The sequence below is a fragment of the Streptomyces aurantiacus genome, assembly GCF_001418335.1.
GTDB classification, from domain to species: domain Bacteria; phylum Actinomycetota; class Actinomycetes; order Streptomycetales; family Streptomycetaceae; genus Streptomyces; species Streptomyces aurantiacus.
This window is the reverse complement of sequence record NZ_LIPP01000417.1, coordinates 1-1985: the sequence shown is the minus strand read 5'-3', so window position 1 is coordinate 1985 and position 1985 is coordinate 1. Positions and strand designations below refer to the sequence as shown.

The 1985-nt window shown below is 68.0% G+C and carries 2 protein-coding genes; both read right to left on the bottom strand.

The genetic code is table 11. The features are described from left to right. The coding region (locus AOK01_RS37365; RefSeq protein ID WP_425424791.1) for an ABC transporter ATP-binding protein at positions 1-816 on the bottom strand (816 nt) is incomplete at its 3' end. Further along, entirely contained in the window at positions 809-1750 is a 942-nt protein-coding gene (locus tag AOK01_RS37360) for an ABC transporter permease (protein WP_055519648.1), read from the bottom strand. The genes AOK01_RS37365 and AOK01_RS37360, both read right to left, overlap by 8 nt. Positions 1751-1985 lie beyond the last annotated feature (235 nt).

Below are 1985 nucleotides of genomic sequence, written 5' to 3'. Positions count from 1 at the left end.
GAACTTCTCGTACTCCTTCAGTACTTCCTCCGTCGGCCCGTCCATCCGCAGCTCCCCCCGCTCAAGCCACAGCACCCGATCACACGTGTCCCGGATCGACTTGTTGTTGTGGCTCACGAGAAACACCGACCCCGCGCTCTTCCGCAACTCCCGGATCCGAGCCTCGGAGCGCTTCTGGAAGGAGCGATCCCCCGTGGCGAGGGCCTCGTCGATCATCAGCACGTCGTGGTCCTTCGCCGCGGCGATGGAGAACCGCAGCCGCGCGGCCATTCCCGATGAATACGTGCGCATCGGCAGGGTGATGAAGTCGCCCTTCTCGTTGATCCCGGAGAAGTCGACGATCTCCTGGTACCGCTCCCGCACCTGCTCGCGGGACATCCCCATCGCGAGCCCGCCGAGGTAGACGTTGCGTTCGCCGGTGAGGTCGTTCATCAATGCCGCGTTGACGCCGAGCAGCGAGGGCTGCCCGTCGGTGTAGATCCGCCCGTGCTCCACCGGCAGCAGGCCCGCGACGGCCTTGAGCAGGGTGGACTTGCCCGATCCGTTCGTGCCGATCAGACCGATCGCCTCGCCCCGGTACGCGGTGAAGGAGACGGACTTCACGGCGTGCACCTTGCGCACCCCGGACGCCTGTTCGGTCTTCTTCCCGCGCAGGATGCGGTTGAGCGCGGCGGTGGCGCTGCCGCGTCCCACCCCGGTGCCGTTGACGCGGTAGACGATGTCGACGCGGTCGGCGATGACCGTCGGGACCCGGCCGGCTCCCGCCGCGCTCCCGGCGATATGGGTGTTGTCGGTGACGACGTTCTGTTCAGCCACGGCCGTACGTCTCCTCAGCCTTCCAGAAGTAGATGAACCCGCCGACGCCGGCGAGCAGCGCCCAGCCGACCGCGAGCGCCCACACGTGGTGGGGCAACTGGCCCGCGTCGAACGAGTCGATCAGCGCGAACCGCATGAGGTCGATGTAGACGGCGGCCGGGTTGCACTCCAGGGCGAGCAGCACGACGCGCGGCATGTCCTGGTGACCGCTGAGCACCCGGTCGATGCTCCACATGACACCCGAGACGTACATCCAGGTCCGCAGCACGAACGGCATCAGCTGTGCGATGTCCGGTGTCTTCGCGCCCAGCCGGGCCACGATCATCGCCACGCCCGCGTTGAACACGAACTGCAGTGCCAGGGCCGGCACGGCCAGCAGCCAGGACACGCCGACAGGCACACCGAAGCAGAGCAGGATCACGACCAGCGCGGCCATCGAGAACAGCAGCTGTTGAAGCTGTTGCAGCGCGTACGACACCGGGAGCGCGGCCCGCGGGAAGTGCAGGGCGCGGACGAGGCCGAGGCTGCCGGAGATCGCCCGGGTGCCCGCCATGATCGAACTCTGCGTGAACGTCCACACGAACACGCCCGTGACCAGGAACGGGACATAGTCCGGCACGCCGCGGCTCGTGCCCATGAGGACGCCGAAGATGAAGTAGTAGACCGCCGCGTTCAGCAGGGGCGTGGCCACCTGCCAGACCTGGCCGAGCTTCGCCTGGCTGTACTGGGCGGTGAGCTTGGCCGTCGCGAACGCGGTGATGAAGTGCCGGCGCGCCCACAAGTCGCGGACGTACGCGGGCAGGGAGGGCCGTGCGCCGCTGACCGTGAGGCCGTACCGGGCGGCGAGCGCCGCGGGATCGTCGTCGGGCGGAGCGGGCGCCGGCGCCCGTACTGGTTCCGGTACCGAGGACGGTGTGTCGAGGACCTGACTCACATCCGCTGCTTTCACTCAGGGAGGGGGCGGAGAGGGAGGGGCGGGGGGGGGGGAGGGGAATGCCTTTACCTGCCATTGGGTACGACTGTACGTCGGGACGGGACCGTATCGTCGTGACGTGAGCGTAGGCCGATCTCACGTCGGAACGCAACCGTTTCGTCGTCATGCCGATATGCTGGTCCGCATGACGACGAACGCCGACGGGACGGCTGGGGCAGCTGGGGCAGCTGGGACA